General features: G+C 73.7%; 1 protein-coding gene. It reads left to right on the top strand.

Features of this window, described 5'->3' with window-relative positions; genetic code table 11:
- Window positions 1-4,532: type I polyketide synthase (locus ACIA8N_RS36475; protein WP_365787925.1), on the top strand; the 4,532-nt coding region annotated here is incomplete at both ends.

The following is a 4,532-nucleotide window of genomic DNA, read 5'->3' as shown; positions in this document are numbered from 1 at the left end:
GGCGCCGTCGTCGGCACACTCCACCGCAACACCGGCAGCCTCGACCGCTTCATCGAATCCGCCGCCGAAGCCTGGACCCACGGCATCACCATCGAATGGCCCACCACCCTCACCCCCTACCACACCCACACCGTCGAACTCCCCGCCTACCCCTTCCAACGCCACCACTACTGGCTCACACCCGAACCCGCCTCGACGGATGCCCGAGGGCTCGGTCTGTCATCGGCCGGGCATCCGCTGCTCGGCGCCGTGGTCGAGCTCGTCGAGGAGGACCGGCTGGTGTACACGGGGCGGCTCGCCCTCGACACGCAGCCGTGGCTCGCCGATCACGCCGTCCTCGGCACCGTGCTACTGCCCGGCACCGCGTTCCTTGAGCTCACGATGGCCGTGGGCGCCCGGATGGGCTGGCGCCGGCTCGCCGAACTCACCCTCCAGGCGCCGCTGGTGCTGCCGCCCGGCGAAGCCGTGCAGCTCCGGGTGACCGTGGAACCGCCGGGTGCGAACGGGCAGCGGGAGCTGGCCGTGCACTCCCGGACGCAGGACGCCGACCCGGATGTCCCGTGGACGCGGCACGCCGCGGCGGTGCTCGAGATCGACGACGTCACCGCCGACTTCGACCTCGTCGAGTGGCCGCCGCCCGGCGCCCACGAGATCGACGTCGAGACCCGCTACGACACCCTCGCGGAGTCGGGCTACGACTACGGTCCCGCCTTCCAGGGGCTGCGCGCGGCCTGGCGCGCCGGTCGTGACGTCTACGCCGAGGTGGGTCTGCCCGCCGAGCTCGACGCCTCCGCCTTCGGGCTGCACCCCGCGGTGCTCGACGCGGCGCTGCACGCGGTCGGTCTGCTCCGCGAGGACGGCGGCACCGTCCTGCCCTTCTCCTGGTCCGGCGTCACCCGCTTCACCGAGGGGGCGGACGCCCTGCGGGTCCGGCTCAGCGCGCGGGGCGAGGACGGAGTGGCCCTGCTCGTCGCCGACGGGACGGGAAAGCCCGTGCTGTCCGCGGAGGGCGTCACGATGCGGCCGTTCACGGCCGATGCGGTCGCCGCCGGCAGCGGGGCCGACGCGCTGTTCCGGCTGGAGTGGCAGCCCGTTCCGGCCGCGGCGACCGACGTCGACGTGTGTCTGGTCGCGCACCTGGCCGACGTGCCCGACCTTGTACCGAAGGTCGTCGGCGTCCGATGTCCGGTCGCGTCGCAGGACTCGACCGGCACGGGGGCCGACCTCGCCATGGACGCGCACGAGGCCGCGGGCTGGGCGCTCGGGCTGGTCCAGGAGTGGCTGGCCGACGTCCGCTTCTCCGGCTCCCGTCTCCTCGTACTGACGGACGGCGCCGCCGGACCGGAGGTCACGAACGCCGCCCAGGCCACCGTGTGGGGCCTGATCAGGACCGCGCAGTCCGAACACCCTGACCGCTTCGCACTGTTGGACCTCGATCCGGACGCGGCGCCGCAACTGGCCGACACCGTTCCCGGGGCGGTGCTCACCGAGCCCCAGCTCGCCCTGCGGAGCGGAGCGCTCCTCGTCCCCCGACTGGTCCGGCACGCCTCCGCCGCCGACCTGACCGGCGGCAGCCGGCTCGACCCGGACGGCACCGTGCTCATCACCGGCGGCACCGGTGTGCTCGGCGCGTCGGTCGCCCGGCACCTGGTCACCGGGCATGGCGCCCGCCGCCTGCTGCTCGTCAGCCGCCGAGGCGCCGACGCGCCGGGCGCCGATGAACTCGCTTCCGAACTGACCGAGTTGGGCGCCCACGTCACGCTCGCCGCCTGCGACACCGCCGACCGCGACGCGCTCGCTCAGCTCCTGACCGGAGTACGGCTCACCGCCGTCGTCCACACCGCCGGGCTCCTCGACGACGGCGTGGTCGAGTCGCTGACCGCCGACCGGCTCGCCGCCGTACTCCGGCCCAAGGTGGACGCCGCCGCGCACCTCGACGAGCTGACCGCCGACCAGGACCTCGCGGCCTTCGTCCTCTTCTCCTCGGTGGCCGGCGTGCTCGGCAACCCTGGTCAGGCCAACTACGCCGCCGGCAACGTCTTCCTCGACGCCCTCGCCGTCCGCCGCCGTGCCGCCGGGCTCCCGGCGACCTCGCTCGCCTGGGGCCTGTGGGCCGAACGTACGGGCCTGACAGGGCACTTGGACGACGACACCCTCTCGACCCGCGGCATCACCGCGCTCTCCACCGAGCAGGGTCTCGAACTCCTCGACCGGGCACTCACCGACACCCACCCGGTGCTCGTGCCCGCCCTGCTCGACCCGGCCGCGCTGCGCTCCGACGCGCTCGCCGGGACCCTCTCCCCGGTACTGCGCTCCCTCGTACGGGTCCCCCAGCGGCGCCCCGGCGAGTCCGGTCTGCGCCGCAGGCTCGGCCGGATGTCCGAGGAGGAGGGCCGCCGTCTGCTGCTCGACCTGGTGCGGGCCCAGCTCGCCTCGGTCGTCGGCCGTGACTCGGCGGACGGCATCGACCCGGACCAGCCGTTCAAGAGCTTCGGCGTCGACTCGCTGCTCGCGGTGCAACTGCGCAACCGTCTCAACTCCGCCACCGGACTGCGCCTCCCGGCCACGCTCGTCTTCGACCACCCCACACCGGCCGCCGTCGTCGACTTCGCGCTCGGGCTCGCCAGGGAGCGGGCCGAGAGCGCCGCCCCGCAGGCCGTCGCCGTCGCCGCACCGCGTACGGACGACGATCCGATCGTGATCGTCGGCATGGGGTGCCGCTTCCCCGGCGGGGTGGACTCGCCCGAGTCGCTGTGGCAGGTCGTCGCCCAGCAGCGGGACGTGATCTCCGGCTTCCCTGCCGACCGCGGCTGGGACCTCGAAGGCCTCTACCATCCCGACCCGGACCACTCCGGCACCTCCTACGTGCGGCAGGGCGGGTTCCTCCACGAGGCCGCCGAGTTCGACCCCGCCTTCTTCGGGATCTCGCCGCGCGAGGCGCTGGCGATGGACCCGCAGCAGCGGCTGCTCCTCGAAGTGTCGTGGGAGGCCCTGGAGCGGGCCGGCATCGCGCCCGGATCGCTGCACGGCAGCGAGACCGGGGTGTTCGCCGGGGTGATGTACCACGACTACGGGGGCGGCGGCCGGCTGCCGGAAGAGGCCGAGGGCCACTTCCTGACCGGCACCGCAGGCAGTGTCGCCACCGGCCGGGTGGCGTACACGCTCGGCCTGCAGGGCCCGGCGCTGACCGTGGACACGGCGTGCTCGTCGTCGCTCGTCGCACTGCACCTGGCCGTACGAGCCCTGCGGTCCGGCGAGTGCTCGCTCGCCCTCGCGGGCGGCGTGGCGGTGATGTCGACGCCGAACACCTTCATCGAGTTCTCGCGTCAGCGGGGGCTCGCGGCGGACGGCCGCTGCAAGTCGTTCTCCGCCGATGCGGACGGCACCGCGTGGGCCGAGGGCGTCGGTGTCCTGGTCGTCGAGCGACTGTCCGACGCCCGACGCCTCGGCCACAACGTGCTCGCCGTGGTCGCCGGCACGGCCGTCAACCAGGACGGCGCCTCCAACGGCCTCACCGCGCCCAGCGGCCCCGCACAGGAACGCGTCATCCGCGCCGCCGTGCAGGACGCGGGGGTGCCGTTCTCGGGCGTCGACGCCGTCGAGGCCCACGGCACCGGCACCGTCCTCGGCGACCCCATCGAGGCACAGGCCCTCCTCGCCACGTACGGCAGGGAGCGGGACGACCGGCCGCTGTTCCTCGGTTCACTGAAGTCGAACCTGGGACACGCGCAGGCCGCCGCCGGCGTCGGCGGGATCATCAAGATGGTCATGGCACTCCAGCACGGTGAGCTGCCGGCCTCGCTCAACGTGAGCAAGCCGAGCGAACTGGTCGACTGGGAATCGGGCGGCGTCGAGATCCTCACCGAGCCGCGTCCGTGGCCCGCCGCCGAGGACAGGGTCCGCAGGGCCGGTGTCTCCTCCTTCGGCATCAGCGGAACCAACGCCCACATCGTCCTCGCCGAAGCGCCGGCCGACGATGACACCATCCGGGACACGCCGCCCGACACGGTCGGACTGGACGGCTCGCACCTCCCGTGGGTGGTGTCGGCCCGTTCCGCCGACGCGCTGGCCGAGGCCGCGGGCCGACTTGCGGAGCACGTACGGGCACGGCCGGAACTCAGCCCCGCCGACGTCACGTTCTCCCTGGCCGCCGGCCGCTCCGCCTTCGAATCAAGGGCCGTCATCCCCGGCACCGACGGCCGCGACGGACTCCTCGCCGGCCTCGACGCACTGGCCTCGCGCGAGATCGACGGCGTGACCGCTGCGATCTCCGGTGCCAAGCCGGGCCGCTCGTCCGGTGCGTCCGCCGTGTTCGTGTTCCCGGGGCAGGGTTCGCAGTGGGCGGGCATGGCGGTCGAACTGCTGGCCTCCTCGCCCGAGTTCGCCCGCGTGATCGGCGAGTGCGAAGCGGCACTGTCTCCGTTCGTCGACTGGAATCTCACCGCCGTACTCCGCGGCGAGGAAGGCGCCCCCGGCCTGGACCGGGTCGACGTCGTCCAGCCCGCCTCCTGGGCCATGATGGTCGCCCTCGC

Source organism: Streptomyces sp. NPDC051822 (assembly GCF_044452745.1).
GTDB lineage: Bacteria > Actinomycetota > Actinomycetes > Streptomycetales > Streptomycetaceae > Streptomyces.
Note: the sequence above shows the minus strand (reverse complement) of the source record. Positions and strands in the feature narration are given on the sequence as shown.